The organism is Pseudarthrobacter sp. NPDC092424 (assembly GCF_044754925.1).
GTDB lineage: Bacteria > Actinomycetota > Actinomycetes > Actinomycetales > Micrococcaceae > Arthrobacter.
The window spans coordinates 1-25,276 of record NZ_JBIVQC010000008.1 but is presented as its reverse complement, the minus strand read 5'-3'; the positions used below and the strand labels follow the sequence as shown (position 1 = coordinate 25,276).

Below are 25,276 nucleotides of genomic sequence, written 5' to 3'. Positions count from 1 at the left end.
AGGCATGGTGACAGACGACGTATTTGCCGTCATTGCGGAATCTACCCGGCGCGACATCCTGGTGGCCCTTCGTGCGGGTGACAAGGCTGTAGGCGAGCTGGTGCAGGAGCTTGAGGCGAGCCAGCCCACGATTTCGAAGCACCTGAAAGTACTCCGCGAGGCCCAGCTGGTGAGCATGCGCGCCCAGGGCCAGAAGCGGTACTACGCGCTGAACCGGGAACCGCTGGAGGGCATTTCGCACTGGCTGGAGACGTTCGACGTCGGCAATGCGGCCGCCGCCCCCTCCGCGCCGGCCGCCCGAGGAGCCCAGGGGAAGGCCGCCGCAGCAGGCCGCCCGTCAGCCGGAACGGCCGCCGCGGCGCGTTTAGCCGGTGAAGCCAGTCGAACTGCCGCGGGCGCGCCGGAAGAGGTTGCCGCCGAAGCTGTCTCTGCCGGTGTCCTTGCGAGGGACGGCGCGGAACTGAGCCCCGCCGTCGTGATTCCCGGCGGAACTGCCGCCGCGCTGAGCGACGACACCGTGCCCCAGCAGATTGGCCGCAGCGTGGGCCGTGCCGCAACGAAGGCCGCGGACCTCCTGGCGAACCTCCCCAAGTTCGGCCGGAAGAAATAGGACCTGCCGGGACCGATGCCTACCTGCGCAGCAGGCGCACGTGGTCCGGGTTAAGTTCGGAGATCCGGCTGGCGCCCAGCAGCGCCATGGTGCGGGCCATGTCCTTTTCGAGGATCTGCAGGGTGCGGTCCACTCCGGCGCGGCCGCCCGCCATCAGCCCATACAGGTAGGCGCGGCCAATCAGCGTGAAATCGGAACCCAGTGCCAGGGCGGCCACAATGTCCGCGCCGCTCATGATGCCGGTGTCCAGCATGATCGCTGCGTCCGTGTTGTCCTTGGTGAACGCTTCCTTGACCTCCGGAAGGAGGTGGAACGGGATCGGCGCGCGGTCCAGCTGGCGGCCGCCGTGGTTGGACAGGATAACGCCGTCGGCGCCGTGGTCCACCACCCGCCGGGCGTCCTCCACCGTCTGGATGCCCTTGACCACCAGGTTGCCCTTCCAGGTGTCCCGGAGCCAGTCCAGGTCCTCGAAGGTGAGCGTGGGGTCGAACATGGAGTTGATCAGGTCCGCCACGGTGCCCGTGTAGCGGGACAGGGACGCGAAGGTCAGCGGCTCGTGGGTGAGGAAGTTGAACCACCATGCGGGCCGGTAGGAGGCGTCCAGGACGGTCTTGAGCGTCAGGGCCGGCGGGATGGTCATCCCGTTGCGGACGTCGCGGAGCCGGGCGCCGGCCACGGCGGTGTCCACGGTGACCATGAGGGTGTCGTTGCCTGCCTTGGCCGCGCGTTCGATGAGTTCCAGCGAGCGGTCCCGGTCCGTCCAGAGGTACAGCTGGAACCAGTTGCGGCCGTTCGGAGCGGCCGCGGCGACGTCCTCGATTGAGGCGGTACCCATCGTGGAGAGGGTGTACGGGATGCCTGCGGCTTCTGCTGCCTGCGACCCGGCGTATTCGCCCTCGGACTGCATCATCCGGGTGAAGCCGGTGGGGGCGATGCCCACGGGCAGGCGGGAGGTCCGGCCAAGGATGTCCGTGCTCAGATCGATCTGGGATACGTTCCGGAGGATGCCCGGGCGGAATTCGATGTCCAGGAAGGCTTCGCGGGCGCGGCGAAGCGTGATCTCCTCTTCGGCGGCGCCATCCGTGTAGTCGAACGGTGCCCGCGGTGTGCGGCGCTTGGCGATGTCACGAAGCTCCCAGATGGTGCTGGCGCGCTTGAGGCGGGCTTCCTTGCTGAACTCCGGCGTCTTGAACTGCATGAGCGGCGCGAGGTCCGAGTACTTGGGAATCCGGCGCTTCAGCGCGGCGGGCACCTTGGATGCGGGGGCGGCGGACGACGCCGGCGCGGCAACAGGTGCCCGCGTTGCCGGGATGTCCGTGGTTTCCGGAGCGGGGGTCGCCTCGGGATTGCCGGGTTGGAGCGTGTGCGTCATGGCGTCCTTCGTTGGGCGTGCCGGTGGTGGTCTGCCTCACACTGTACGACATGTGGTCGGACCACATCAACCCTTTGAGTTTCCCTCCACTCACACGGCTTAACCGGGGTGTTAAGGGCTGTAACTGGACACAAAACGGGATGTTGCGGAGACGATTTGGCGGGTGGTGCGGTGCGCGGCTATGGTCTTTCCCATGACAAACCGTTGGTATGCGTATTTTTCGTTGGCTCTGGAGGGGCCCGCGTCTGACTGACACGCATCCAACTACCTTCAGAGCCAACAGGGCAGAGATCATTCTCTGCCCTTCGCCGTTTCTCCGGCGGGTTCTGAAATTCCGGGCCCGCTTCCCATTCTGGAACAGGACCCACCACATGAACACCGCAACAGCCCAGAACTCCACCTCGAACCTGCGCGTCAGCGAATTCACCGCCCTCCCCACACCCCAGGACCTCATCGCGGAGCTGCCCCTGGACGAAAAGGCGGCAGGCGTCGTCGAACGCGGCCGTGACGAAGTCCGCGCAATCATGGACGGGGTGGACGACCGCCTCCTGGTCATCGTTGGCCCCTGCTCCATCCATGACCCCAGGGCCGGCCTGGAATACGCCCGCCGGCTGGTCAGCCAGGCCGGGAAGCACAAGGAGGACCTGCTGATCGTCATGCGCACGTACTTCGAAAAGCCACGCACCACGGTGGGCTGGAAGGGCCTGATCAACGATCCGCGCCTTGACGGCAGCCACGACATGGTCACCGGCCTGCGCACCGCACGCCGGTTCCTGCAGCAGGTCACCGCACTGGGCCTGCCCACCGCCACCGAGTTCCTGGAGCCCATCAGCCCGCAGTACATGGCAGACCTGATCGCGTGGGGCGCCATCGGGGCACGGACCACCGAGAGCCAGATCCACCGCCAGCTGGCCTCCGGGCTGTCCATGCCGGTCGGCTTCAAGAACGGGACCGACGGCGACCTCCAGGTGGCAATCGACGCCTGCGGTGCCGCCACGGCAGCCCAGTCCTTCCTGGGGATCGACGGCGACGGCCGCGCCGCCCTGGTGGCGACCTCCGGAAACCCGGACACCCACATGATCCTCCGCGGCGGCCGGAAGGGGCCGAACTACTCGGCGGCCGACGTCGGGAGTGCTTCCGAAAAACTTGCTGCCAAGCACCTGAACCCCCGCCTGATCGTGGACGCCAGCCACGCAAACAGCGGCAAGAGCCACCACCGGCAGGCCGAGGTGGCGCTGGAAATCGGGGCGCAGTTGGAGGACGGCGGCACCGCTGCCCAGGCCGTCGCCGGAGTCATGCTCGAGAGCTTCCTGGTGGGCGGCGCACAGAGCCTGGATGTCGCTGAGAACGCGGCCGGGCGGGCTGACCTGGTGTACGGCCAGAGCGTCACGGATGCCTGCATGGAGTGGGACGTCACGGTGTCCGTCCTGGACCAGCTGGCGGCGTCGGCCCGGAAGCGCCGGACGGCCTGCTAAAAGTGCCGTCAGGCACTTTCACTTCTGCCACATGAACAACTAGAGTGTGCAAATAGGTGGTTGGTGGATGGCTCAGCATCAGAACACCGCATTGGCATTACATGGGGTCACTGTGTCCATCCGTCAGCAAAGGAATTCAGGGAAATGTCGGCAGAGCAGAACTTCTCCAACGCGAAGTTCCTGACCGTGGCAGAAGTCGCCCAGGTCATGCGGGTCTCCAAAATGACGGTGTACCGTCTTGTCCACGCCGGCGAGCTGCCGGCCGTCCGCTTCGGCCGCTCCTACCGGGTGCCGGAAAACGCCGTGGAGCAGTACCTCCAGGGCGCCATCGTGGACGGGCACACCGAGACTGCCTGATCCGCGCTGTCAGGAGCCGCTCCGGATAAGCGGTACCCTGTTAAGGAACGTTTTACGTCATTGTAAGAATCTGTCAGTTGTCAGTTCGTTGCTCAGTCCGCGAACCATTTCCATCAGACAGGTACTGCATCTAGTTTGGTAAGGAACTTTCGTGGGTTCAGTTATTAAGAAGCGTCGCAAGCGTATGGCCAAGAAGAAGCACCGCAAGCTGCTTCGCAAGACCCGTCACCAGCGCCGCAACAAGAAGTAAATACTTCGCACAGCGTGGAACTGCCCGTCGCCTTTCTGGCGGCGGGCTTTTCTGTTGCCACGGAGGCTTAGAGCCGCGGGCCGCGCATCCGGGCGAAGCCCTTCCAGAGCCCGTACACGGCGCCGCAAACGGTGGCGGCCTTGAGCCCGAAGGTGGCGGCCCGCCGGCCGGCCCGGAAGTCATACACGGGCCAGTTGTTATCGCGGGCGTGCCGGCGCAGCCGTGAGTCCGGATTGATGGCCACCGGGTGGCCCACCAGGGTGAGCAGCGGGATGTCATTAAAGGAGTCGCTGTAGGCCCAGCATCGCTTGAGGTCCAGGCCCTCGGTGTCGGCTATTGCCTGGACGGCCACGGCCTTGGCGGATCCGTGCAGGATGTCGCCCACCAGCCGGCCGGTATACAGCCCGTCGGAAATCTCGCCCACCGTGCCCAGGGCTCCGGTGAGGCCCAGCCGGGTGGCGATGACCGTAGCCACCTCGATGGGGGTGGCGGTTACCAGCCAGACGCGCCGGCCCACGCGCAGATGTTGATCTGCCAGGGCCTTGGCGCCGGGCCAGATCCGGGAGGCAATCATCTCGTCGTAGACTTCCTCGCCCAGGATCCTGACGTCATCGACGCTGATGCCCACCGCGAGGCTGAGGGCGGAATCGCGGACCGCATGGACGTCATCCATGTTTTCTCCGCGGGCCATGAACATGAACTGCTTCCACGCCATGCCGGCTGCCTGCCGCAGGGTGAATGCACCGCGCTGGTGCATCTTACGGGCCACGTGGAACAGGCTGGCCCCGCGCATCAGGGTGTTGTCCACGTCGAAGAAAGCCGCCTCGCCGGGCTGCGGCGACGCAACCGGCCTGGTGACTACGGCGACGTATTTCTCCTCGGGCATGGTCTCGAGTCTAGTTGTATCGCCCTCGGAGGCCAGGAACGCCCGGCGGGGACGGGCGGCAAAAAGAAGCAGCTAGCGGCCCGGAATCACCGACCGTAAACTGGGTGGGAGCAAAGGAGCGGCCGCGATGGGCGCTGAAGTTCGTCATCCAGAGGTTCAATCCTGCGCGCGGGGATCCCGGAGGCGGGCCCTGACGGCGGTGCTCGCGTTCCTTGCACTTCTCCTGGGTTTCGTCCCCGGAGCGCCTTCCGCCCACGCCGTGTCCCTGTACGGCCACGACATCTCGTGGCCGCAATGCCCGACGGCGGCGGGCGGCTTTGGTTTGCCCATGCCGCCCGCGTCGTCCCAGTTCGTCATCATCGGCCTGACGAAGGGGCTGCCCTTCACCGAGAACCCGTGCCTGGCGAGCCAGGTGGGCTGGGCCAGGACCAACAGCAAGCCCGCGCAGGCGTATACCATGGCGGCTTTCCCCACGCCTGGACAGCTCGCCACGTACGGGACGCAAGGACCCTGGTCCGCCACCACCCTCGCCGGCCAGCTGTCCAACGTGGGATATGCCGAAGCGCGCTTCGCCATCGCCAGCCTGGCACGGGTGGGCTTTGCGCCGCCGGTGGTGTGGATCGACGTCGAGCCCCGTCCGGCCCAGCCCTGGCCCACGGCCACCGCAGCCCAGCAGCGCGAAAACCGATACATCATCGAGGGCATCATGCGCGCCCTGCGGGACGCGAAATTCTCGTACGGCCTCTACTCGTTTGCATCAGGATGGGCCGGCATCACCGGCTCGTGGCGGCTGCCAGGCGTCCCGGTGTGGGCAACAGCCGGCAAGCTGGACTACCCCGGGGAGGCGCTGGACCGCTGCCATCAGCCGAGCTTCTCGGGGGGACGCGTCTACATTTCGCAGTGGTACGACGACACCCGGGACTACGACCTGACCTGCGATCCCTATGCATTCACTCCTTTGCCCATCCCGGCATCGAGCCTCTCCGGATCGACCGCGGACTTCAACGGTGACTGGAACACGGACATCCTCGCCCGCGTGCCAGCCACCGGCGAGCTGCGGATGTACCCCGGAAACGGGCGCGGAGGCCGGCTCCCCGGCGTGCCCATCGGCAAGGGGTGGAACATCTTCAACTCCCTCGAGACACCCGGAGACTTCGACGGGGACGGTGCGCTGGATGTCCTGGCCCGGGAAACTGCCACCGGCTACCTGTGGCTCTACCGCGGCAACGGCACCGGCGGCTTCCTGCCCCGGCTCCGCATCGGCAACGGCTGGAACATCTTCACCGCCATCATCGGCCCCGGCGATTTCAACGGGGACCAGCGGGCCGACATCCTTGCGAGGGAAACCCGCACCGGCTACCTGTGGCTGTACCGTGGCAACGGCACCGGCGGCTTCCTGCCCCGGGTGCTCGTCGGCAGCGGCTGGAACATCTTCAGCGCCATCGTCGGCCCGGGGGACATGAACGGCGACGGGGCAGCCGACGTCCTGGCGCGGGAGAGCGCGACGGGATTCCTATGGCTGTACCGCGGTAACGGTGCCGGCGGCTGGCTGCCCCGGATCAGGGTGGGCAGCGGATGGAATGCGATGACCGCCGTCGTAAGCCCTGGCGACTTCAACGGCGACCGCCGTCCCGATCTGCTGGCCCGCGACGGTGCCGGCATGCTGTGGCTCTACCCCGGCAGCGGTGCCGGCGGCCTGGTTTCGCGGATCCAGGTGGGTCCGGGCTGGAACGGGCTCTCACCGCTCTTCTGACAGCGCCCTGTTTGATGCGGCTGGGTCGCCTATGGGATGGATGTGATTCAGTCGCGCGAGAAGGCGCGCATCCCGGTCCGTCACCGCGTCCCCGCGAACGGGGCTACCGTTAACGCATGGCTACACCGCGCGTCGTCCTGATCACCAAATCTGAGTGCCACCTTTGCGAAGAGGCGCGCAACGCCGTCGGACGCGTTACTGCCGCGCTGGGGCTGGCCTGGACGGAAGAGTCCATGGACCAGAGCCCGGAACTGCGTGAACGCTACGCCGAGGAGATCCCGGTGGTGCTGGTGGACGGCGTCCAGCGCGATTTCTGGAAGATCGACGAAAACCGCCTGCACCGTGTCCTCCAGCGCGCCATGGCGCAGTAGGGGAGTGGCTTCACGTGAATACGGCTGCTTTGTTGGCACCGGCAGCGTGGCCCTAGAGTGGAGGCACGACGCAGCGCAAAGGATGGGATGGTGACGGCAATGGACCACACCCCGCATCCTGTTGCGGACCTTCCGGGGGCGCCGGGGAAGGAAATTCCCCCGGCTGCCGTGGCGCGGCTGACCATCTACCTGCGCGCCCTGAACGCGCTAATGGCCGACGGCGTGGAGCGGGTTTCATCCGAATCCCTTGCCGAAGTCTCCGGCGTGAGTTCGTCCACCCTGCGTAAGGATCTATCGCACGTTGGGTCCTACGGGACAAGGGGCGTCGGCTACGAGGTGCAGTACCTCAGCCGCCACATCGCCGCGGCCCTGGGTCTGACCCATGACTGGAAAGTCGCGATTGTTGGTGCCGGCAACCTGGGCAAGGCGCTGGCCCGGTATGGCGGTTTCGAATCCCGGGGCTTCGATGTGGTGGCCATCTTTGACGCCGACCAGATGGTAGTGGGCAACGAAGTCGGCTGGCTCCGGGTGAGCGACGTTGCCGACCTTGAGCCCGTCCTGCACCGGACCGGCGCCAACATGGTGGTGCTGGCGCTGCCGGCGGCCGTGGCGCAGGACGTGTGCGACAGGGTGGTCGCGGCAGGAGTGCACAGCATCCTCAGCTTCGCCCCCGTCATCCTCCAGGTGCCCGACGGGGTCAACCTGCGCAAGGTGGATATGGCCACCGAACTGCAGATCCTGGCGTACCACGCGCAACGGGCGCAGGCTCCGGGGCAGACCGCCTAATCCCGGCGGTGTCCGGCGCCTGCGCCTGTTGAAGCGTGCAGGTTTGGCTACAGGGTGCTGGTGTTTGCGGGCGGGCTTTACCGCCCGTACGGGTTGCCCATGCCGCCGCCGTAGGGGTTGGCGAACGGCTGCTGGCGGAAGTACGGAGCAGTTGCCGGCAGGTAGAGCAGGACGATCGCGACGATGCCCAGGACCGTGCCCAGGGTGGCGATGGTGGGCGGTCCGAAGAGTCCGAACACGGAGAGCGCGGCGAAGACGGTTCCCAGGATGCGGGCCCAGTTCTTGCCCTTGCGGACGAAGACGGCGACCAGCAGGTAGAGGACCACGCCGATGATGCCGAACACCACCATGGTGCCGGCGATAAGGCCCTTGATGTCGTCGTAGCTGACCGCGTTGCCGCTGCCTTCGAGCTGCCGCTCGAATTCCTCGCGGAACATGGGGTTGTCCAGGTCTCCCAGGCCCGTCAGCAGCGAAATGAGGAAGATGGCCCCGGACGCGATGAGCAGCCAGAACGAAACATTGACCAGCTGCGGCGCCTGGCCCTTGCCGCCGCCGTTGGGCTGCTCGGAGGGGTACTGGGCGTAGGGGGACTGGCCATACGGCTGCTGCCCGTAAGGGGACTGGCCGTAGGGTGCCTGGCCGTACTGCGGGGAATTCTGGCCGTACGGCGCCTGGCCTCCGGGCTGCTGCCCATAACCGGGAGCCGGCGGCGGATTCTGTCCGTACTGCGGGGCATTCTGGCCGTACTGGGGAGCGTTTTGCCCGTACTGGGGGGCGTTTTGCCCGTACTGCGGGGCATTTTCGCCATAGCGCGGCGGCTGGTTCGCTGAGCTGTCCCCATGCCGGGGATCGTTCGGGCCGGGCGGCGGGGGGACGGGCGGAGTGCTCATGGGCGGTCCTTTTCCAGAAATGCTTCCAAAACGGTACTGCCGGGATCGATCCTGCCCTACCCCCGGCATGGCTTAGCTCAACCGTACCCCTGCACGGTCGCGTTGTGGGGATAACCCGCTTAAACACAGCACCCCGGGCGCCCTGCTGCTGAAGCCGGGTGCCCGGGGTGCTGATGCAATTGGGAGAAAGCTGCTTATGCTGCGGGGGCGATGAAGGCCAGTTCCAGGTTGATGGCAACCTTGTCGCTGACCAGCACGCCGCCGGTCTCGAGGACAGCATTCCAGGTGAGGCCGAAGTCCTTGCGGCTGATGGTCGTCTCAGCGGAGAGGCCGGCGCGGGTGTTGCCGAACGGGTCGACAGCAACGCCGTTGAACTCCGTTTCCAGGACGACCGGGCGGGTGACACCCTTGATGGTCAGGTCGCCGGAGAGCTCGTAGCTGTTGCCCTTGGCCACGAGGCCGTTGGAGACGAAGGTCATCTCGGGGAACTTCTCCACGTCGAAGAAGTCCTCGCCCTTGACGTGGCCGTCGCGGTTGGTGTCGCCGGAGTCGAAGCTGCCGGTCTGGATGGTGGCGTTGACCTTGGAGTCGACGACGTCCTCGGCAACCTCGAGGGTCGCTGCCGCTTCGGTGAACTGGCCGCGGACCTTGCTGATGCCTGCGTGACGGACGGTGAATCCGATCTCGCTGTGGGAGTTGTCCAGGATCCAGGTGCCGGTGGTGACGTCTGCGGGAAGTGCCATGGTGATGCTCCTTGAGGTGGAAGTGCTGTGCTGTCTGCGTTGAGGCCATTGACGCTTCATCTGTTGAAGCCTCAACTAACCGCTGCATTCAGTATAAACATGCATTTGCATCTTTTGTTCCCCCGGGCGGGAACTTTTTTGCAAAATCCTGAGTTCTACCGGGTGTAGAAGATTTCGGATCGCACGCCATCTTTGAGAAACTGGTAAACATGCCCCAATCCACTGTCCACTTGCTCCGCCATGGCGAGGTCCATAATCCTGACGGCGTGCTGTACGGCAGGCTGCCCGCATTCCACCTCTCGGAGCTGGGCCGCCGGATGGCTGAAATGCTCGCGGAGCACTTCGCCCGGCGGGCCGCCGCAGGGGCACGGATCACCTACCTGGCAGCGTCCCCGCTGGACCGTGCCCAGGAGACAGCCCGCCCCACGGCAGAGGCACTGGGACTGGAGATCCACACTGACGGACGGATCATCGAGGCGGAAAACTACTTCGAGGGCCTGAAGGTCACCAAGGCCGAACTCCGCAAGCCCAAGCACTGGCCACACCTGGTCAACCCCCTCCGCCCGTCCTGGGGCGAGCCCTACAAGCAGCAGGCGTCCCGTGTCATGGATGCGGTCCAGGAAGCGCGCCTGCGTGCAATAGAACTTGCCGGCAGCGATTACGGCACGGCCGGTCCTGAAGCGATCATGGTCAGCCACCAGCTCCCGATCTGGGCCACCCGGCTCAGCGCCGAGGGCAAACCGCTGTGGCACGACCCGCGCAAGCGCGAGTGCACGCTGACCTCCATCACCTCCCTGGTGTTCGACGACGCCGGCGTGCTTCTGCGCGTCGAGTACACCGAGCCGGCGGCCTCCCTTCTTCCGGGTGCGGCCAGCACCCCTGGAGCCTGATAGTGACTGACAGCAACAGCAGCAAGCCCCGCAGCGCCGGGCCCCTCGCCTCCCGGCGCAGCGTACTGGCCGCCGGCGGCTTCACCCTGGCGGCACTGACCCTTGGGTTGTCCGCGTGTGCCCAGGAAGACGCCCTGGCCAAGCAGGCCCGCGCCGGGGACAACAAGAACTACGTGGCCGGAGACGGCTCCGTGACCGAGTTCGCCGCAACGGACCGCAAGGCCCCGGTCCAGGTCACCGGAACGCTCTTCAACGGCACGGCCATCACCCCTGCGGACTTCCAGGGCAAGGTCACGGTGCTGAACTTCTGGTTCGCCGCATGCGCACCCTGCCGGGTGGAGGCCCCCATCCTCGAGGAGCTGCACCAGGAATTCAAGGACCAGGGGGTCCAGTTCTTCGGCGTGAACCTGCGCGACGAGAAAGCCACCGCGGAAGCGTTCGACAAGACCTTCGGCCTCACGTATCCCAGCTTCGACGACAAGGACGGCGGAGTGCTGCTGGCCGTCTCCGGACTCGTCCCGCCCGGAGCGGTTCCCACCACACTGGTCCTGGACAAGCAGGGCCGGGTGTCCGCCCGCGTGCTCGGCGAGATCGAGCGCGGCACCCTGAAGGCCCTCATCGCCGCGGCCGTGGCAGAGTAGCCGGCCGTGAACAGCCCCTTCGCCGAAGCCATCCTCAACGGTTCGCTGCTGCTGGCCATCCCGGTGGCCCTGCTGGCCGGACTGGTCTCCTTCCTGTCCCCGTGCGTGCTGCCCCTGGTCCCCGGATACCTGGGGTATGTCACAGGCCTGAGCGGCGTGGACCTGCAGAAGCAGAAGCGCGGCCGGATGCTCGCCGGGATCGGGCTGTTCGTCCTGGGTTTCTCCGCCATCTTCGTCCTGCTGGGCGGCGCCTTCGGACAGCTTGGTACCCTCGTCACGGGCAGCCAGAACGCGTGGATCACCCAGCTCCTGGGCATCGTGGTGATCATGATGGGCGTGGTGTTCATGGGTGGCCTGGGCTGGTTCCAGCGTGACGCCAAGATTCACGCCAAACCGCCGGCCGGCCTGTGGGGAGCTCCGCTGCTGGGCCTGACCTTCGGGCTCGGCTGGGCGCCGTGCATCGGCCCCACCTATTCCGCGGTCCAACTGCTGAGCCTCTCCGGCGGTTCATCCGCGGCCAAGGGCGCCTTCCTGGCCTTCGTGTACAGCCTGGGCCTGGGCATCCCCTTCCTGCTGATTGCGCTGGGCCTGCGCCGCGGCATGGGCGTGATGGCGTTCTTCCGCGAGCACCGCGTGGCCATCCAGCGCACCGGAGGAGGCATCCTGGTGCTGCTGGGACTGCTGATGGCCAGCGGCGTGTGGGGTACCTGGGTCACCGGGCTGCAGTACTGGTTCCAAACCGACGTGAAGTTGCCAATCTGATGAGCGAGCGAGTGAACGAAGAAGCTAAGTCTGCCGTGACCGGTCCGAAGCCTGACGCCGAAGACGCAAGGGCCGGCGCAAAGCCGGACGCGGCGGTGCCGGTCCTCGGCCCCCGGGAAATGCTCCGCTGGGCGTGGACCCAGCTGACCAGCATGCGCACGGCGCTGTTCCTGTTGCTCCTGCTGGCCGTGGCCGCCGTGCCGGGATCCCTGTTCCCGCAGCGGCCCGCCAACCCTTCCGTGGTCACCCAATACATCAAGGACAACCCCGACTACGGCAGGATCCTGGACTCGCTGCAGCTCTACGACGTCTACTCTTCCGTCTGGTTCTCCGCCATCTACCTGCTGCTCTTCACCTCCCTGATAGGCTGCGTGGTTCCCCGCGCCATCGCCCATTACAAGGCGATGCGCTCCCAGCCGCCGCGTACCCCCAAACGCCTGTCCCGCCTGCCGGAGTACGGCACCCTGGCCATTCCCGCCCGCGCCGGGATCCCGGCGTCGGACGCCATCCACCGTGCCGCGGCGCTGCTGAAGAAGCGCGGCTACCGCGTTGAGGTGAGGGACGACGACGGCGCGCGGCCATCCTTGGGGGCCGAGCGCGGCTTCCTGAAGGAAGTGGGCAACCTGGTGTTCCACACGTCGCTGATCGGCGTGCTGGTGTCCGTGGCCGCCGGCGGCCTGTTCGGCTACAGCGGCCAGCGCATCCTGGTGGAGGGCGACACATTCGTGAACACCCTGGTGGGCTACGACCAGTTCACGCCCGGCACCAACTTCCAGTCCAGCCAGCTGGAGCCCTACTCGGTCCAGCTGGACAAGTTCGACATCACGTTCGACCGTGAATCGCAGGGCAAGTTCGGCCAGCCCATCGATTTCTCCGCCGCGGTGACCACCAGGGAAAGCCCGGACGCGCCGGCCAAGCAGGAAATCCTGAAGGTCAACGACCCGGTCAGCCTGGGCGGCACCAGCATCTACCTGACCGGCAACGGCTATGCGCCCGTGGTGACCATCCGCGACGGCGAAGGCAACGTGGCCATGCAGGGCCCCGTGGTGGCCAAGCTGCAAGGCGACAACTACTACTCCTCCGTGGTCATCAAGGTCCCGGACGCCAAGCCGGACCAGCTGGGCTTCGTAGGCTTCTTCCTGCCCACCGCGTTCGTCACGGATGAGGGCGTGTCCTTCAGCGGCGACCCGGATCTCTTCAACCCGCAGCTGACCCTGAACTCGTTCTACGGCGATCTGGGCCTGGACGCCGGCGCACCGCAAAACGTCTTCGAACTGGACGTGGCGGAGCTGACGCCGCTGAACGCCCGGAACCTGGATGCCGGCGGCATCACCCTGGCTCCGGGCACCAGCTACACCCTGCCGGACGGCAAGGGCAGTATCAGCTTCGACGGCGTGAAGCGCTACATCGGCGTGGACATCCACCACAACCCCGGCCAGATGTACGCGCTGATCTTCGCGCTGCTGGCAGTGGCGGGCCTGGTCGCCTCCCTCTACGTCAACCGCCGCCGCGTCTGGGTGCGCGCCGGCACCTCCGAGGACGGCCGCACTATGGTGGAATACGGACTCCTGGCCCGGGGCGAAGACCACAGGCTGGCCGGAGAAGCCGACACCATCCGGAAGCTGCTGGCCGCCGAATGGCAGCTGGATCCGGACGCCGCTGCCACAGAACCTTCCTCCACCTCCACCCCAGCCGGCCCCGCAGGGCCCGAAAAGGACCAGTAATGCCGTACGGAATCAACGAAACCATGGGCCAGTACAGCGAGCTCTTCATGCTGCTCGCGGCCGGCACCTACACCGTTGCCTTCATCGCCTTCGCCTGGGACCTGGCCAAGAGCAGCAAGGCACTGCGCGCCATCGACCTGAAGGCCGCACAGGCGGGAGAACAGGCTGCTGTTCCGGCCGTCGTGGGGGCCGGCGCCGCAGCGGCGGGCGGCGAGGCGGACTCCGGTGCGTCCCGCCTGGACGGGCCCGCGGGACGTGCGGAGCGGCCGTCGTCGTCCGTTGCCAAGGCGGCCGGCGCCACCGGCGTGGCCATGGCTGACGCCGACATGAAGTACGCAGCCGAACGCCGCGCCCCCGCACGGGTCGCCGTCGCCCTGACCGTCCTGGGCGCCGTTATCCACGGCGCCGGCGTGGTTACCCGCGCCATCGGCGCCGGACGCGTGCCGTGGGGCAACATGTACGAATTCCTCACCACCGGCGCGTTCGTGGCCATCGCCGTGTTCCTGCTGGCGCTGATCCGCCGCGACCTGCGCTTCCTGGGCACTTTCGTGGTGGGGCTGGGCATCATCATGCTGGTGGCCGCCTCCGTGGCGTACTGGACCCCGGTGGGCCACCTGGTCCCGGCGCTGCAGAGCTACTGGCTGATCATCCACGTGTCCATCGCCGTGCTTTCGTCCGCCCTGTTTACGCTGACGTTCGCGATGTCAGCGCTGCAGCTGGTCCAGGCACACCGGCAGAAGACCGTGGCCGCCGGCGGAGCCGACAAGCTCGGCTTCATGCGCCTGGTGCCGTCCGCACTGAGCCTGGAAAACCTCTCCTACCGCATCAACGCCATCGCCTTCATCGGCTGGACGTTCACGCTGATGTTCGGCGCCATCTGGGCAGAGAAGGCCTGGGGCCGGTTCTGGGGCTGGGACACCAAGGAAGTCTGGACGTTCGTCATCTGGGTGGTCTATGCCGGCTACCTGCACGCCCGCGCCACGCGCGGCTGGACCGGAACCCGGGCGGCCTGGCTGTCGATTGTGGGCTACCTGTGCGTAATCTTCAATTTCACCATCGTGAACCAGTTCTTCAACGGGCTCCACTCGTACTCAGGGCTGTAGGGCTCCTGCGGGGCGAGCCTGCATAACGGGGCGCTACGGCGTCCCGTCCGGGCCTTGGGCGCCGGCATCCCGGTCGCCGGTATCGCGGGGATCCTTGCCGCCGCCCTGCTCCCGTGACTTCGCGTCAAGTTCATCCTTGAGCTTCTGCAGGCGGGCCGCCTCCGCCTGGTTGCGGCGGCGTGCCTCAAGGTTGCGAAGGAAGTCGGGGTCGTCGTCCGGCGCGGTGGGATGACGGTACTCCTGCGGCCTGGCCGAACCGCCGCGGGGCCGGCCCATCAGCAGCCACAGGATGGCGCCCAGGACCGGCAGCACGATCATGACTACGATCCAGGCGGGCTTGGAGATGCCCCGGGTGAGGCGGGCGTCAGTGCGGATCACGTCCACCAGGCCATACACGAAGATGACGAGGACAGCGACGGCCAGAGCCACACGGATGAGCATGCCATCAAGTCTATCGCCCGCGGGAGCAAGGGCTTCCGGCGGGGGCGACTAAACTTGAATAGTGGCCTTTTTGAAATATTCCCTGATCCGCCTGGCGCTCTTTGTGCCCATGTTCGTGCTTTTCCTGTTCCTGCAGCTGGGCGCACTGATGTCCGTGGTGGCAGCTGCGCTCATCGCTTTCGCGGTGAGCTACCTGTTCTTCCAGAAGCAGCGCGACGAAGCTGCGGCCGCACTGCACCAGCGCTTTTCCGGCAAGGCCAAGCCCATCCGTTCCGCCGGCGAGGTCCAGGACGCGGACGCTGAGGACACGCTGCTGGACTCCAACCCGGGCGTCACCATCCGGAACGACGCCACGGAGCGCAAGAACCCGTAACGCCTCCCGCCGTACTGATCGATCCCGAGCCGCTAGAACCCGTGGCTGAGCACCAGTCCGGCTGAGAAGAGCAGGCTGTATCCGAGGTTGATCAGCCCGGTCTGCTTCAGGACGGGGATCAGGCTCTTGCGCTTGCGGCCGTTGATCATGAGCCAGGCCGGCATCAGGCAGGCCGGGATGAGCAGCAGGACGATCAGCATCCACGGCCGGCCCGGAGCCAGCACCACCACCAGCAGGATGGCCACGGCGAGCATGAGCACGTAACTTTCGCGCGCATGCTTGTCGCCCAGCCGGACAGCGAGGGTCTTCTTGCCGGCCTGGATATCGGTGGGGATGTCCCGGACGTTGTTGGCCATCAGCAGCGCCGTGGCAATCAGGCCGGTGCCCACCGCGCCGATGATGGCGGGCAGGTTGACCTGGCCGGCCTGCGTGTAGGTGGTGCCCAAGGTGGCCACGAGGCCGAAGAAGACGAACACGAACACGTCGCCCAGACCGAGGTAGCCGTAGGGGTTCTTTCCTCCGGTGTAGCCCCAGGCAGCCATCACGCAGCCCAGCCCCACCAGGAGCAGCCACCAGCTCTGGGTGATCACCACCAGGATGAGTCCAAAGACCATCGCCGCGGCGAATGCGCCGAAGGCTGCATATTTGACGTGGTCCGGTTCCGCGGCGCCGGAACCTACAAGCCGCAGGGGGCCCACCCGGTCGTCATCGGTGCCGCGTATTCCGTCCGAGTAATCATTCGCGTAGTTCACGCCTACCTGCAGGAGAAGCGCCACCAGGGCCGCCAGGATCGCATTCAGCAGAAGGAACGAATCCATCTCGTAGGCGGCGGCGGAACCGATCAGCACCGGCGCGATCGCAGCCGGAAGCGTGCGAAGGCGGGCGCCTTTGATCCATTGTGCGGCTGTGGCCACGGTCAGTACCTCGTGTTGGCTCGGAAATACGGCAGGACAGGGATGGTGCTCCCGCCGCGATGGTGCAGGTCCACTTTACTTTCCCCGGTGCCGCGCGCTGAGTTCAGCGGTCATGGCCAGCCGGTCGGGCTTCCCATTGGGCAGCATGAGCAGCGCCGGTGCGGCCAGGACGGTTTTGGGGGCCAGCAGGCCCAGGGTGTTGTGCCACTGCCCTTCCAGCGCGGTGCCCTGCTCTTCCGGGTCCGCGTTCGGCGCCACCGCCACATAGGCGGCCACGGCCTGTCCCCATTCAGCGGACGGCACGCCGGCCACGAAAGCCGCGCCCACGCCGTCGGACTTTTCCAGCTCTTCCTGGACCCGTGCCGCGGACACCTTGATGCCTCCGGTGATGATGACGTCGTCCGCGCGTCCCAGCACGGTGAGCCGGCCGTCGTCGTCCAGGCGGCCCAGGTCGCTGGTACGGTACCAGCGCACGCCGTCCTCTTCGAAGAAGGTGCCCGTTTCAAGGTCCGGCGCCTCCAGGTACCCGGCGGCGATGGTGTCGCCGCCCAGGAGGATCCGGCCGTCCGGGTCCACGCGCACGGAGACGCCCTCCAGAGGGTAACCGTCGTAGACGCAGCCGCCGCAGGTCTCCGCGGAGCCGTAGGTGCTGATAACCCGGACGCCTGCGTCGCGGGCGGCGGCCATCAGCGATGACGGTGCCGGCGCTCCGCCCAACAGCACGGCGTTGAAGCGGCGCAGTACGGCGAGCGTGTCGGCTGAAGGGTCCTGCAGGAGCCGCTGGAGCTGGGTGGGGACCAGCGAGGTGAACCGGACGGTGTCCGTCAGTTCCAGCGCCGCCGCGGTGAACGCCCGGGGGGTGAACCCGCCGGACATGTCCATCACCCATGGCCGGGTGCCGGCGAAAAGCGACCTGACCAGTACCTGGACGCCGGCCACATACTGGATGGGCAGCGCCAGCAGCCACTGGCCTTCGCCCTTGAGTGCGATCGCGGTAGCCATCGAGGACGCAGCAAGGGACTCGACAGTAAGCACGGCGGCCTTGGGCGCGCCCGTGGACCCGGAGGTGCGGACCACCACCACGGCGTCGTCGCAGCCGGGCGTGTCCACGTGTCCCACCACCAGCCCGCCCGCGGCGTCCACGGAAAGTTCGACGGCGGGACCCTCGCCGTGGAGGGCGGCCGAGAGGGCCCTCAGTGCCGGTTCGACATTGAGGGGGACTCCGGCGGACGGTTCGCTGTTCATAGCCGTTCCTGCCTTAGAAGTAGTGCGGGAAACTGGACCAGTCGGGGTCGCGCTTCTGCAGGAAGGCCTCCTTGCCCTCCACGGCCTCATCCGTCATGTAGGCCAGGCGGGTGGCTTCACCGGCAAAGACCTGCTGGCCGGCCAGTCCGTCGTCGGCGAGGTTGAAGGCGAACTTGAGCATCCGGATGGCCTGCGGCGACTGGCGCGCGATGTCCGCCGCATACTCCAGGGCGACCTCTTCAAGGCGGTCGTGGTCAACGGCCTCGTTCACGGCGCCCATCCTGACCATATCCTCGGCGGAATACTCGCGGGCCAGGAAGAAAATCTCGCGGGCGGCCTTCTGGCCGATCTGCCGGGCCAGCAGGGCGGAGCCGTAGCCGGCGTCGAAGCTGCCCACCGTGGCGTCTGTCTGCTTGAACTTGCCGTGCTCGCGGGACGCGATGGTCAGGTCGCTGACCACGTGCAGGGAGTGCCCGCCGCCGGCTGCCCATCCGTTGACGACGGCGATGACGACCTTGGGCATGGTGCGCATCAGCCGCTGGACTTCCAGGATGTGCAGGCGCCCGGCGCGGGCGGGATCGATGGTCTCCTGGGTTTCGCCGTCTGCATAGCGGTAGCCGTCCCGGCCGCGGATCCTCTGGTCACCGCCGGAACAGAACGAGTGGCCCCCGTCCTTGGGGGAGGGCCCGTTGCCGGTGAGGAGCACTGTGGCGACATCCGGCGTCATCCGGGCGTGGTCCATGGCGCGGTATAGCTCGTCCACGGTTCCCGGCCGGAAGGCGTTGCGGACCTCGGGCCGGTTGAAAGCGATCCGGACCGTGGGCAGGTCGCGCACCCGGCCACCGTCGGAATCACGTTCCACCTGGCGGTGGTACGTCATGTCCTGGAAGTCCTCAAAGCCGGACACCACGCGCCAGCGGGTGGGATCGAAAACGTCAGACACTTTGGCCGGGATTTGATTGCTCACCGTTCAAGTCTAGTAATCGGCCTCAGCTGATGCAGAACTCGTTGCCTTCGGGGTCCGCCATGGTGTGCCAGGAATGCGGCCCCTGGCTGGCAGACCACAGGTACGTGGCGCCCCGCGCCTCAAGCTCGTGCCGGGCCTGGTCCTTGTCCTTACCGGCCAGGTTAACGTCCCAGTGCACCCGGTTCTTGACGGACTTCACCTCCGTGCCGGTCTGGAAAAGGATGCGCCGGGCAGGAGCCTTTGCGTCGACTTCCTCGGGCGGGCGGATGGCCGAGCCGTCCTTCCACACGAGGTTTCCGCGGTGGATCATGGTCTGGTCTTCGCTGGCGTACCCCTGCGTGACCATGGAGCGGATGAAGGTGGCATCCTGCGCCTCCACGGACCACTGCAGTGTTTCGGCCCACCAATCCGCGAGCTGGTGCGGGTGCCGGCAGTCCACGACGATCTGGATATTGAGTCCCATGCGCCCACGCTACGGCTGCAGTCGCCGGTGCGAAACCCCCGAAATGTGCTTCCACCCCGCGCCGCACTCGGAGGAGCGGGTCAGGGCTGGACCTGCTGCAGCTGATCGAAGACCTCGGGCGGGATTGCATAGATGAATACAACGGCCAGGAGGTTCTTCGCGGCGTGCACGAAGTAGGAGAACATCAGGTTCTTTCCGGTCCAGACATACACAAATACCAGGGTTGCCCCCATGGCCAGGTAGGGCAGCAGTGCGGTCAGGGTGATGGCCTCCTGGCCGGCGATATGGATGCCGGCGAACAGGATGACGGACAGGGTGCAGCAGATCCAGACGTTCAGGCGCCGGCCCAGCTTGCCGATCAGCAGGTGCCGGAAGATGTATTCCTCGACGAACGGCCCCACCACCACCAGCAGCGGCACCATGAGCCAGCCCGGGACCTGCTGCATGAGTTCCTGCAGGCCTTCCTGGTTGGCGGATGTCTCCGTTTCGCCGCCCCATGAGACCAGGAGGGCGGTCAGGATGAGCATTCCGACGACGGCGGCCGGCACCATCAGCAGGGTGAACCACGGGCGCGTGGCAAGGACCTCGAGGTCGCGGCGCACCACCTTGCGGGCCGCAAGCAGCGCCAGTATGCCTACGGAGGCATAAAACAACAGGTTTACCGCGTAGGAGACTGCGGCGGGGGACGGAGCCAGGCTGCTGAGGAACGGGGCCAGCAGTTCTCCCGCTATCCCGAACACCACTCCGATGGCGACGTACGCGCCCAGGGCCCAGTAATCCAGGGACGAGAAACGGTACATACGGGGATGTGGTGCCGGCGGGAGACGGCGGGCAGTAGGCATGGGCCCAGCCTATCGCCGTTGCATGGACGCCGGCTGGACGCCGCCGCGTTGCCCGCCGTACCCGCGTCAACTAGAATATTCGGTATGCCTAAAAATATGTTTCGGTGCGCCAAAGTAGCCGTCCCGAACCGGCGGTCCCAGGTCCGTGCGCTCCAGCACGTGCGCCTGCGCGCCGCGGCCGTTGCCGCAGTGGTACTTTCACTGGTCCTCACCGCCTGCGGAGGTGGCGCCGAGGGGAACGGCGGGGACAGCAAGCCGGTGGTCCTCACTACCTTCACGGTGCTGGCCGACGTCGCCCGAAACGTTGCGGGGGACAAGCTGACGGTGGAGTCCATCACCAAGGCGGGCGCGGAAATCCATGGCTACGAACCCACCCCCGGGGATATCCGCAAGGCGTCCAAGGCTGACCTGATCCTGGACAACGGCCTGAACCTGGAAGCCTGGTTCTCCCAGTTCGTGGAGGGACTGGACGTGCCCCATGCCGTGGTCAGCGACGGAGTTGAAGTGATGGACATCGGCGAGGACTCCTACCGGGGCAAGCCGAATCCGCATGCGTGGATGTCTCCGCTGAACGTGCAGATCTACGTAGACAACATGGTCATGGCCTTCTCCGACCTGGACCCGGAGAACGCTGCCGCCTTCAAGGCCAACGGGGAGGCTTACAAAGCGGAGCTGCAGGCGGTGCAGGACCAGCTGACCAAGAGCCTGTCCGCCCTGCCCAAATCGCAGCGGGCGCTGGTCACCTGCGAAGGCGCCTTCTCCTACCTGGCGCGCGACGCAGGGCTTAAAGAGGTGTATATCTGGGCTGTGAACGCCGAGCAGCAAGCGACCCCGCAGCAGATCACCCGCGCCATCGAATACGTCAAGGAGCACCGGGTTCCCGCCGTTTTCTGCGAGTCCACCGTGTCCGACGCGCCCATGCAGCAGGTGGTTGAGGCCACCGGCGCGGAATTCGGCGGGACGCTCTACGTCGACTCGCTGTCCGAAGCGGATGGGCCCGTTCCCACCTACCTTGACCTCATCCGCCACGACGCGGACGTGATTATCAAGGCTCTCGCCGGAGCCGAATCATGACGCACCCTGCCATCCTGGTGGACCACGTCACCGTCCATTATGGCGAAGTGCTGGCGCTGGATTCAGCATCCCTCGCCTTGGAGCCGGCGCGGGTCTGCGGGCTGGTGGGGATGAATGGCTCCGGCAAATCCACCCTCTTCAAGGTCATCATGGGAATGGTGAAGCCCGACGCCGGGACGGTCCGGATCCACGGACAGCCGCCGTCCCGGGCGCGCAGGGAAGGGGGGATCGGCTACGTGCCCCAAAGCGAGGACGTGGACTGGCAGTTCCCCTTGTCCGTCCGCGACGTGGTGATGATGGGCCGCTATGGTCACCAGGGCTTCACCCGCCGGGCATCGAAGGCGGACCGGGCTGCGGTGGATGAAGCGCTGGAGCGTGTGGAACTGCAGGATTTCGCCGGCCGGCAGATCGGGCAGCTCTCCGGGGGGCAAAAGAAGCGCGCCTTCGTAGCCCGCGGCATCGCGCAGGGTGCCACCACCATGTTGCTGGACGAACCGTTCGCCGGTGTGGACAAGCGCTCCGAGGCCACCATCACTCGGCTGCTGCGCGAGCTTGCAGCGGACGGTTGCACCATCCTGGTGTCCACCCATGACCTCCACGCCCTGCCTCGGCTGTGTGATGAGGCGGTGCTGCTGATGCACAGGGTGCTCATGCACGGGCCGCCGGAACAAGTGCTGCAGCCCGAAAACCTGGCCATGGCGTTCGGGCTTGATGTCCTGGACCGGGATGCCCGCCGTGCGGAAGGGCGGACGGCCTGATGGAACTGCTCCTGGAACCCCTGGGCTACGACTTCATGGTCCGCGCCCTGCTCACCACGGTGCTGGCCGCCGTCGTCTCAGCCGTGCTGAGCTGCTGGCTGGTGCTGATCGGCTGGTCGCTTATGGGCGACGCGGTGTCCCATGCGGTCCTGCCAGGCGTGGTCCTGGCCTATATCGTGGGTGCGCCGTTCGCGCTGGGAGCCCTGGTCTTCGCGCTTGTGGCCGTGACGCTGATCGGGGTGGTCCGCAATACGTCCCGGGTCAAGGAGGACGCGGCGATCGGCATCGTCTTTTCCTCCTTGTTCGCGCTGGGCCTTGTCCTGATCTCCGTTACGCCCAGCCAGACGGATTTGAACCACATCATCTTCGGCAACCTGTTGGGGGTTAGTGTCCCGGACCTCATCCAGGTGCTGGTGCTGGGCGTGGTGGCCCTGGTGGTCCTCATCCTGAAGCGCCGCGACCTGACGCTGTACGCCTTTGATCCCACCCACGCGCACGCCATCGGGCTCTCGCCCCGGCGGCTTGGGGCGCTCCTGCTAGGCCTGCTGGCCCTGACCTCGGTGGTTGCGCTGCAGACCGTGGGCGTGGTGCTGGTGGTGGCCATGCTGATCATCCCGGGCGCCACGGCGTACCTGCTGACTGACCGGTTCTCGCGGATGCTCCTGATCGCACCGTCGATTTCCGCAGTATGTTCGGTGGCCGGCATCTATCTCAGCTACTACCTGGACACCGCCTCCGGCGCAATGGTGGTGCTGGCGCAGGGCACGGTGTTCGCCCTGGTGTACCTTTTCAGCCCCCGCCAAGGGCTCATCGGTACCCGTCTGGCCAAAGCGAGGCGCCGCCGGCAGGCGGTTCCCGCAGGCCCCGCGTGAGCCCAGCCACCGCGGGCTGTAGCCCGGGTCACGGTGGTATACGAAATTTCTTGTAGGATGGATAGGCCGCTTGAGCTTCGGCGGTGTGCCCAATTGCGCTCATAAACGGATGCCTGACGAGCAAAAGACCGAATATGTGAGCCAGGTCATACTATCACCGGATGCGGCGAAAACCCCAACCCACAAGGAATAGTTGTGTCCCAAACCCCAACAGAACTTAAGAACGCCGCGGCGCCATCCACAGCCGCCGACTCTTCCCTCAGCGCTGAGGGCTACGCGAAGGCGCTGAGTGGCCGCCAGGTCACCATGATCGCCATGGGCGGTGCCATCGGCGTCGGACTCTTCATGGGTGCCGGCGGCCGGCTGGCCTCCACCGGCCCCGCCCTGATCTTCTCCTACGCCATTGCCGGCGTCATCGCCTACCTCCTGATGCGCGCCCTCGGCGAACTCATCATGTACCGCCAGACCTCCGGTTCCTTCGTCAGCTACGCCGGCGAAATGTTCGGCAAGAAGGGCGCGTACCTGTCGGGCTGGATGTACTTCATCAACTGGGCCATGACCGGCATCGCCGAACTCATCGCCATCGGCCTGTACTTCCAGTTCTTCTTCCCCAACGTTCCGGTCGAGATGTCTGCGATCGCGGCGCTGCTCCTCCTGGTGGGCGTGAACCTCCTGAGCGTCAAGGCGTTTGGCGAGTTCGAATTCTGGGCTTCCTGCCTCAAGGTGGGTGCCATCGTCATCTTCCTGGCCGTGGGTACCTTCATGGTCATCACCAACGCCCAGGTGGGTGACGGCAACGCCTCGGTGGCCAACCTCTTCGCTGCCGAAGGCGGCATGTTCCCCAAGGGCGCGCTGGTCATGATTCTGGTGCTCAACGCCGTGATCTTTGCCTACAACGGCATTGAACTCGTTGGCATCACCGCCGGCGAAATGCAGGATCCGGCGAAGGAAGTGCCCAAGGCGATCCGCGCCGTCGTGCTCCGCATTGTGGTGTTCTACGTTGGTTCCGTCACCCTGCTGGCGATGCTGCTGCCTTCGGACCAGTACGTGGCCGGCACCTCGCCGTTCGTTACCGTGTTCGGCCAGATGGGCCTGGCATGGATGGGTGACGTCATGAACATGATCGTCATCACCGCTGCGCTGTCTTCCTGCAACTCCGGCCTCTACTCAATCGGCCGGATCTTCCGCACCATGGCCAACAACGGGCACGCCCCGGAATGGCTTACCCGAATGTCCAAGAACCACGTGCCGTATGCCGCCATCCTGGCCATCGGCGCCGTGTACCTGGTGGGCATCATGCTGAACATCTGGCTTGGCGGCTCCCACGCGTTCGATCTCGCCCTCAACTCCGCCTCGATCGGCGTGATCTTCACGTGGGGTGCCATCTTCGCCAGCCAGATCGCGCTGCGCACAAAGAAGGGCAAGGTTTCTGCCCTGCCCGCACCGGGCGGCGTGTGGAGCAGCTGGGTGGGCCTGGCCTCCCTGCTGGTGATCACCATCCTGATCGGGTTCGACACGATGACCAGCAAGTCCGGCGAGGTTTTCCACCTCGGCCTCTGGACCCTGGCCACCATTCCGCTGTTCTCGCTGCTGCTGTGGCTGGGCTGGCGGAAGGTCAGGAACAACGAACCGAAGTCGGCGCTGTTCAGCTAACGCTTTCCGCAATGACGACGACGGCGGGCCGCCCTTCCCGGGCGGTCCGCCGTTGGCGTTTTCCGGAATCGATTGCTCCGCAACTGCCGTCTTGGGGTGTCAAAAGGACCGCTACGGAGCAATCGATGGGGGCGGTGGTGTGGAGCACGCCGCAGGGGCAGACTGGGCCTTGTGGGCGAACCCTGGGTGCTGCATGTGGACCTTGACCAGTTCATTGCAGCTGTGGAAGTACTCCGCCGGCCCGAGCTCGCGGGCAAGGCGGTGATTGTTGGCGGCCGCGGTGATCCCACCGAGCGGGCAGTGGTGTCGACGGCATCCTACGAAGCCCGTGCCTATGGCGTCGGCTCGGGAATGCCCCTGCGGATCGCTGCGCGGAAAGTGCACGACGCCGTCATCCTGCCCGTCGACCAGGAGGCCTACCTCGCGGCGTCCGAACAGGTCATGGCGATCCTCCGCTCGCAGCCCGGTGCCACCGTCCAGGTGCTCGGCTGGGATGAAGCCTTCGTCGGCGTGCAGGCAGAGGATCCGGAGGCCTACGCCCGGCAGTTGCAGCACGCTGTACTTGGGGCGACCCGTCTGCACTGCAGTGTGGGCATCGGTGACACCCTGGTCCGTGCCAAGGTGGCCACAACGTTCGGCAATCCCGCTAGTTACAAATGCACCGCCTAGCCGTTGCGTACCTAGCTGACGTAGCTGCCCGCAATACTTCGGGACTATGCATGGACAAATGCCCTGTTCCCGGGGCCTCTGCGCCCATGGGTTGATCGCGCTGTGAAGACTAAGACCCAGGCCGACAACGGGAGCCAACCCGCACACGAATAGGCAGCGGGGTGGGCATGGTGGTTCAATCCTCCTTGAGCGAAGGATCCTCATCTCTTCCGGCTACGTGCTCGGTTACCGTTGATCGAAGAGGCTCCAATATAGGCCAAGTGGCCAGTTCGAAAGCTGAGAGATCTCCTGCTTTGACGGCTCTTCGCAGTTGAGGGTGTAGTCGAGGGTCGGCGGCTGGTTCGTGGATAGACGTCGAGGTCTTCCAGGATGGAAGTTCTCACACTGCCCAT

27 protein-coding genes and 1 pseudogene are annotated in these 25,276 nt (G+C 66.1%); 18 read left to right on the top strand and 10 right to left on the bottom strand.

Annotated features, from left to right (window positions below; all coding sequences use genetic code 11):
- The first annotated feature begins 4 nt into the window (after positions 1-4).
- The gene (locus tag ACIQCN_RS12065) at positions 5-610 is read left to right on the top strand and encodes an ArsR/SmtB family transcription factor (protein ID WP_400611169.1); all 606 of its coding nucleotides are present in this window, start codon (positions 5-7) and stop codon (positions 608-610) included.
- Between the two features lie 19 nt (positions 611-629).
- Here ACIQCN_RS12065 and ACIQCN_RS12060 read toward each other — a convergent pair whose 3' ends face one another.
- Positions 630-1,982, bottom strand: a complete 1,353-nt coding sequence (locus ACIQCN_RS12060; protein WP_400611167.1) for an alpha-hydroxy-acid oxidizing protein — start codon at positions 1,980-1,982, stop codon at positions 630-632.
- 371 nt (positions 1,983-2,353) lie between these two features.
- Between ACIQCN_RS12060 and ACIQCN_RS12055 the strand changes: the two genes are divergently transcribed.
- From ACIQCN_RS12055 to ACIQCN_RS12045, 3 genes are all read left to right on the top strand, one after another.
- Positions 2,354-3,457, top strand: a complete 1,104-nt coding sequence (locus ACIQCN_RS12055; RefSeq protein WP_400611166.1) for a 3-deoxy-7-phosphoheptulonate synthase — start codon at positions 2,354-2,356, stop codon at positions 3,455-3,457.
- Between the two features lie 144 nt (positions 3,458-3,601).
- A complete protein-coding gene (locus tag ACIQCN_RS12050) occupies positions 3,602-3,814 on the top strand; it encodes a helix-turn-helix domain-containing protein (RefSeq protein WP_400604896.1) in 213 nt (70 codons plus the stop codon).
- Positions 3,815-3,965: 151 nt separating this feature from the next.
- A complete protein-coding gene (locus ACIQCN_RS12045; RefSeq protein ID WP_003792170.1) occupies positions 3,966-4,064 on the top strand; it encodes a 30S ribosomal protein bS22 in 99 nt (32 codons plus the stop codon).
- A gap of 67 nt (positions 4,065-4,131) precedes the next feature.
- Here the strand turns inward: ACIQCN_RS12045 and ACIQCN_RS12040 are convergent, their stop codons facing one another.
- A complete protein-coding gene (locus ACIQCN_RS12040; RefSeq protein WP_400604895.1) occupies positions 4,132-4,950 on the bottom strand; it encodes an HAD family hydrolase in 819 nt (272 codons plus the stop codon).
- Positions 4,951-5,077: 127 nt separating this feature from the next.
- On the opposite strand from ACIQCN_RS12040, the gene ACIQCN_RS12035 reads away from it, so the two are divergent.
- The 3 genes from ACIQCN_RS12035 (at position 5,078) to ACIQCN_RS12025 (ending at position 7,860) form a co-directional block, all read left to right on the top strand.
- Positions 5,078-6,703: an FG-GAP-like repeat-containing protein gene (locus ACIQCN_RS12035; protein WP_400611164.1), complete on the top strand. Its 1,626-nt coding sequence runs from the start codon at positions 5,078-5,080 to the stop codon at positions 6,701-6,703.
- Between the two features lie 116 nt (positions 6,704-6,819).
- On the top strand, positions 6,820-7,074 hold the full coding sequence (locus ACIQCN_RS12030) for a glutaredoxin family protein (protein ID WP_400604892.1): 255 nt from the start codon (positions 6,820-6,822) through the stop codon (positions 7,072-7,074).
- An 87-nt stretch (positions 7,075-7,161) separates the two neighbouring features.
- Entirely contained in the window at positions 7,162-7,860 is a 699-nt protein-coding gene (locus tag ACIQCN_RS12025) for a redox-sensing transcriptional repressor Rex (protein ID WP_400604890.1), read from the top strand.
- 77 nt (positions 7,861-7,937) lie between these two features.
- On the opposite strand, the gene ACIQCN_RS12020 is transcribed toward ACIQCN_RS12025, so the two are convergent.
- Entirely contained in the window at positions 7,938-8,750 is an 813-nt protein-coding gene (locus ACIQCN_RS12020) for a hypothetical protein (protein WP_400611162.1), read from the bottom strand.
- A 194-nt stretch (positions 8,751-8,944) separates the two neighbouring features.
- On the bottom strand, positions 8,945-9,493 hold the full coding sequence (locus tag ACIQCN_RS12015) for a YceI family protein (RefSeq protein ID WP_400604887.1): 549 nt from the start codon (positions 9,491-9,493) through the stop codon (positions 8,945-8,947).
- A gap of 209 nt (positions 9,494-9,702) precedes the next feature.
- Here ACIQCN_RS12015 and ACIQCN_RS12010 point away from each other — a divergent pair, with 209 nt between their 5' ends.
- Genes ACIQCN_RS12010 through ccsB form a run of 5 tightly spaced genes read left to right on the top strand, consistent with a single transcriptional unit; the run spans position 9,703 to position 14,613 of the window.
- On the top strand, positions 9,703-10,383 hold the full coding sequence (locus tag ACIQCN_RS12010; RefSeq protein WP_400604886.1) for a histidine phosphatase family protein: 681 nt from the start codon (positions 9,703-9,705) through the stop codon (positions 10,381-10,383).
- Between the two features lie 2 nt (positions 10,384-10,385).
- Positions 10,386-11,024: a TlpA family protein disulfide reductase gene (locus ACIQCN_RS12005; protein ID WP_400611160.1), complete on the top strand. Its 639-nt coding sequence runs from the start codon at positions 10,386-10,388 to the stop codon at positions 11,022-11,024.
- Positions 11,025-11,030: 6 nt separating this feature from the next.
- Positions 11,031-11,786 (top strand): cytochrome c biogenesis CcdA family protein, encoded by a 756-nt coding sequence (locus tag ACIQCN_RS12000; protein WP_400611158.1) that lies wholly within the window; start codon positions 11,031-11,033, stop codon positions 11,784-11,786.
- The gene (locus ACIQCN_RS11995; RefSeq protein WP_400611157.1) at positions 11,786-13,510 is read left to right on the top strand and encodes a cytochrome c biogenesis protein ResB; all 1,725 of its coding nucleotides are present in this window, start codon (positions 11,786-11,788) and stop codon (positions 13,508-13,510) included. The genes ACIQCN_RS12000 and ACIQCN_RS11995 overlap by 1 nt, the downstream gene beginning before the upstream one ends.
- On the top strand, positions 13,510-14,613 hold the full coding sequence (gene ccsB, locus ACIQCN_RS11990) for a c-type cytochrome biogenesis protein CcsB (RefSeq protein WP_400611156.1): 1,104 nt from the start codon (positions 13,510-13,512) through the stop codon (positions 14,611-14,613). Before ACIQCN_RS11995 ends, ccsB begins: the two co-directional genes overlap by 1 nt.
- Before the next feature lie 33 nt (positions 14,614-14,646).
- Here the strand turns inward: ccsB and ACIQCN_RS11985 are convergent, their stop codons facing one another.
- Positions 14,647-15,054 carry a PLDc N-terminal domain-containing protein gene (locus tag ACIQCN_RS11985; RefSeq protein ID WP_400611154.1) on the bottom strand — a complete coding sequence of 136 codons (408 nt, stop codon included), beginning with the start codon at positions 15,052-15,054 and terminating at the stop codon, positions 14,647-14,649.
- A 61-nt stretch (positions 15,055-15,115) separates the two neighbouring features.
- Here ACIQCN_RS11985 and ACIQCN_RS11980 point away from each other — a divergent pair, with 61 nt between their 5' ends.
- Positions 15,116-15,427, top strand: coding sequence for a DUF4229 domain-containing protein (locus tag ACIQCN_RS11980; RefSeq protein WP_400611152.1), 312 nt, complete (start codon positions 15,116-15,118; stop codon positions 15,425-15,427).
- A 32-nt stretch (positions 15,428-15,459) separates the two neighbouring features.
- Here ACIQCN_RS11980 and ACIQCN_RS11975 read toward each other — a convergent pair whose 3' ends face one another.
- The 5 genes from ACIQCN_RS11975 to ACIQCN_RS11955 form a co-directional block, all read right to left on the bottom strand.
- The gene (locus ACIQCN_RS11975) at positions 15,460-16,341 is read right to left on the bottom strand and encodes a 1,4-dihydroxy-2-naphthoate polyprenyltransferase (RefSeq protein ID WP_400604875.1); all 882 of its coding nucleotides are present in this window, start codon (positions 16,339-16,341) and stop codon (positions 15,460-15,462) included.
- A gap of 75 nt (positions 16,342-16,416) precedes the next feature.
- On the bottom strand, positions 16,417-17,586 hold the full coding sequence (locus ACIQCN_RS11970) for an AMP-binding protein (RefSeq protein ID WP_400611150.1): 1,170 nt from the start codon (positions 17,584-17,586) through the stop codon (positions 16,417-16,419).
- A gap of 13 nt (positions 17,587-17,599) precedes the next feature.
- Positions 17,600-18,553 (bottom strand): 1,4-dihydroxy-2-naphthoyl-CoA synthase, encoded by a 954-nt coding sequence (locus ACIQCN_RS11965; RefSeq protein ID WP_400604871.1) that lies wholly within the window; start codon positions 18,551-18,553, stop codon positions 17,600-17,602.
- 22 nt (positions 18,554-18,575) lie between these two features.
- Entirely contained in the window at positions 18,576-19,016 is a 441-nt protein-coding gene (locus ACIQCN_RS11960; RefSeq protein ID WP_400611148.1) for a VOC family protein, read from the bottom strand.
- Positions 19,017-19,096: 80 nt separating this feature from the next.
- Complete coding sequence (locus ACIQCN_RS11955) at positions 19,097-19,858, bottom strand: lysostaphin resistance A-like protein (RefSeq protein WP_400611146.1); 762 nt, start codon at positions 19,856-19,858, stop codon at positions 19,097-19,099.
- An 84-nt stretch (positions 19,859-19,942) separates the two neighbouring features.
- Between ACIQCN_RS11955 and ACIQCN_RS11950 the strand changes: the two genes are divergently transcribed.
- The 5 genes and pseudogenes from ACIQCN_RS11950 to ACIQCN_RS11930 all read left to right on the top strand — a co-directional run.
- Positions 19,943-20,932 carry a metal ABC transporter substrate-binding protein gene (locus ACIQCN_RS11950; RefSeq protein ID WP_400611145.1) on the top strand — a complete coding sequence of 330 codons (990 nt, stop codon included), beginning with the start codon at positions 19,943-19,945 and terminating at the stop codon, positions 20,930-20,932.
- Positions 20,929-21,690: a metal ABC transporter ATP-binding protein gene (locus tag ACIQCN_RS11945; RefSeq protein ID WP_400604863.1), complete on the top strand. Its 762-nt coding sequence runs from the start codon at positions 20,929-20,931 to the stop codon at positions 21,688-21,690. The genes ACIQCN_RS11950 and ACIQCN_RS11945 overlap by 4 nt, the downstream gene beginning before the upstream one ends.
- Positions 21,690-22,562: a metal ABC transporter permease gene (locus ACIQCN_RS11940; RefSeq protein ID WP_400611143.1), complete on the top strand. Its 873-nt coding sequence runs from the start codon at positions 21,690-21,692 to the stop codon at positions 22,560-22,562. Before ACIQCN_RS11945 ends, ACIQCN_RS11940 begins: the two co-directional genes overlap by 1 nt.
- A 189-nt stretch (positions 22,563-22,751) precedes the next feature.
- Entirely contained in the window at positions 22,752-24,215 is a 1,464-nt protein-coding gene (locus ACIQCN_RS11935) for an amino acid permease (RefSeq protein WP_400611243.1), read from the top strand.
- A 186-nt stretch (positions 24,216-24,401) separates the two neighbouring features.
- Positions 24,402-24,863: pseudogene (locus tag ACIQCN_RS11930) on the top strand (DNA polymerase IV); the annotation flags it as partial.
- Positions 24,864-25,276: the final 413 nt, after the last annotated feature.

What these genes read in the sequence shown, in the direction of transcription:
- ACIQCN_RS12050 (WP_400604896.1), top strand. Translation starts at nt 3,602, where the DNA reads ATGTCGGCAGAGCAGAACTTCTCCAACGCGAAGTTCCTGACCGTGGCA.
- ACIQCN_RS12055 (WP_400611166.1), top strand. Translation starts at nt 2,354, where the DNA reads ATGAACACCGCAACAGCCCAGAACTCCACCTCGAACCTGCGCGTCAGC.
- ACIQCN_RS11960 (WP_400611148.1), bottom strand. Translation starts at nt 19,016, where the DNA reads ATGGGACTCAATATCCAGATCGTCGTGGACTGCCGGCACCCGCACCAG.
- ACIQCN_RS12035 (WP_400611164.1), top strand. Translation starts at nt 5,078, where the DNA reads ATGGGCGCTGAAGTTCGTCATCCAGAGGTTCAATCCTGCGCGCGGGGA.
- ACIQCN_RS11955 (WP_400611146.1), bottom strand. Translation starts at nt 19,858, where the DNA reads ATGCCTACTGCCCGCCGTCTCCCGCCGGCACCACATCCCCGTATGTAC.
- ACIQCN_RS12025 (WP_400604890.1), top strand. Translation starts at nt 7,162, where the DNA reads ATGGTGACGGCAATGGACCACACCCCGCATCCTGTTGCGGACCTTCCG.
- ACIQCN_RS11970 (WP_400611150.1), bottom strand. Translation starts at nt 17,586, where the DNA reads ATGAACAGCGAACCGTCCGCCGGAGTCCCCCTCAATGTCGAACCGGCA.
- ACIQCN_RS11950 (WP_400611145.1), top strand. Translation starts at nt 19,943, where the DNA reads ATGCCTAAAAATATGTTTCGGTGCGCCAAAGTAGCCGTCCCGAACCGG.
- ACIQCN_RS11940 (WP_400611143.1), top strand. Translation starts at nt 21,690, where the DNA reads ATGGAACTGCTCCTGGAACCCCTGGGCTACGACTTCATGGTCCGCGCC.
- ACIQCN_RS12010 (WP_400604886.1), top strand. Translation starts at nt 9,703, where the DNA reads ATGCCCCAATCCACTGTCCACTTGCTCCGCCATGGCGAGGTCCATAAT.
- ACIQCN_RS12065 (WP_400611169.1), top strand. Translation starts at nt 5, where the DNA reads ATGGTGACAGACGACGTATTTGCCGTCATTGCGGAATCTACCCGGCGC.
- ACIQCN_RS12060 (WP_400611167.1), bottom strand. Translation starts at nt 1,982, where the DNA reads ATGACGCACACGCTCCAACCCGGCAATCCCGAGGCGACCCCCGCTCCG.
- ACIQCN_RS11985 (WP_400611154.1), bottom strand. Translation starts at nt 15,054, where the DNA reads ATGCTCATCCGTGTGGCTCTGGCCGTCGCTGTCCTCGTCATCTTCGTG.
- ACIQCN_RS12015 (WP_400604887.1), bottom strand. Translation starts at nt 9,493, where the DNA reads ATGGCACTTCCCGCAGACGTCACCACCGGCACCTGGATCCTGGACAAC.
- ACIQCN_RS11945 (WP_400604863.1), top strand. Translation starts at nt 20,929, where the DNA reads ATGACGCACCCTGCCATCCTGGTGGACCACGTCACCGTCCATTATGGC.
- ACIQCN_RS12020 (WP_400611162.1), bottom strand. Translation starts at nt 8,750, where the DNA reads ATGAGCACTCCGCCCGTCCCCCCGCCGCCCGGCCCGAACGATCCCCGG.
- ACIQCN_RS12030 (WP_400604892.1), top strand. Translation starts at nt 6,820, where the DNA reads ATGGCTACACCGCGCGTCGTCCTGATCACCAAATCTGAGTGCCACCTT.
- ACIQCN_RS12040 (WP_400604895.1), bottom strand. Translation starts at nt 4,950, where the DNA reads ATGCCCGAGGAGAAATACGTCGCCGTAGTCACCAGGCCGGTTGCGTCG.
- ACIQCN_RS11995 (WP_400611157.1), top strand. Translation starts at nt 11,786, where the DNA reads ATGAGCGAGCGAGTGAACGAAGAAGCTAAGTCTGCCGTGACCGGTCCG.
- ccsB (WP_400611156.1), top strand. Translation starts at nt 13,510, where the DNA reads ATGCCGTACGGAATCAACGAAACCATGGGCCAGTACAGCGAGCTCTTC.